Here is a 1,273-nt window from a genome sequence, read left to right as displayed (position 1 = left end):
ACCCCTTGTTACAGGCTGCTGATATTTTGATGTATCGCGCGCAGTTTGTTCCAGTAGGCGAAGACCAGGTGCCACACGTAGAGATGACGCGCGAAGTGGCGCGCCGCTTTAACTATCTTTATGGTCGCGAGCCTGGTTTTGAAGAGAAGGCACTAGAGGCAGTTAAAAAATTAGGTAGTAAACGTGCCAAGATGTATGCCGAGTTGCGCGTGGCTTTTCAGGAGCGGGGCGATGATGAGGCGCTAGAAGAGGCCAAAGCTTTGTTACAAGAAGCGCAAAGTCTTTCTATGGCTGATCGTGAGAGATTGTTTGGCTTCTTAGAAGGTGCTCGCAAAATTATTCTGCCTGAACCACAAGCTCTCCTGACAACAGCATCACGCATGCCTGGTATTGATGGTCAAAAAATGTCCAAATCGTATGGCAATACGATTAGCATTCGTGAAAAACCTGAAGAGGTGATTCGTTCGATCCGTACGATGCCAACCGATCCAGCGCGAGTGCGGAGAACTGATCCGGGTGATCCTGCGCGTTGCCCAGTGTGGCAGTTGCATACCGTCTATTCCAATGATGAAACCAAGACTTGGGTTCAAAAAGAATGTCAGTCTGCAGGCATCGGCTGTTTGGAGTGCAAGCAACCCGTAATTGATGCAATTCTTGCTGAGCAGCAACCCATGTTTGAGCGTGCCCAGAAGTACTTGGATGATCCAAGCTTATTGCGTTCGATTATTGCAGATGGTTCGGACAAGGCTCGCAAGGTGGCCCAAGAAACGATGCGCGAGGTTCGTGAAGCTATGGGCTTGGCGTACGACTAAGGCATCCCTTTGATTTCAGGCCATGATTCCATTGCAGTTGCCTCTCCCTGGGTAAGGCGTTTTGCACCAGCGATTCCGAAGGATGGCAGGGTCTTAGATCTTGCCTGTGGCGCAGGTAGACATACTGCTTTATTGGCTTCTTTGGGTCATCAGATTCTCGCTGTTGACCAAGACATTTCTGCTGTTGAGCCGCTTCGAAGCATCTCCATTCAAATGCAAGCGCTAGATCTTGAGGGCGCGGATTGGCCTTTGTTAAATCAACAGTTTTCAGGCATTGTGGTGACTAATTATTTATATCGCCCATTTTTGGATGAATTGCCCAAAATGCTGACCGAAGGCGGCGTTTTGATCTATGAAACCTTTGCAGATGGGAACGCTGAGTTTGGCAAACCCTCAAATCCCAATTTCCTACTCAAATCAGGGGAATTGCTTGCTTTGGCCCACCGATCAGACCTTAAGGT

The 1,273-nt window shown here is 48.9% G+C and carries 2 protein-coding genes; both read left to right on the top strand.

Annotated features, from left to right (window positions below; genetic code table 11):
- On the top strand, window positions 1–812 hold an 812-nt coding region (locus tag B7X71_RS17185), incomplete at its 5' end, for a tryptophan--tRNA ligase (RefSeq protein WP_293601634.1).
- A gap of 9 nt (window positions 813–821) precedes the next feature.
- On the top strand, window positions 822–1,273 hold a 452-nt coding region (locus B7X71_RS17180; protein ID WP_293601633.1), incomplete at its 3' end, for a methyltransferase domain-containing protein.

It is taken from the genome of Polynucleobacter sp. 39-46-10 (genome assembly GCF_002282275.1).
This window is presented reverse-complemented; position numbering and strand designations above follow the sequence as displayed.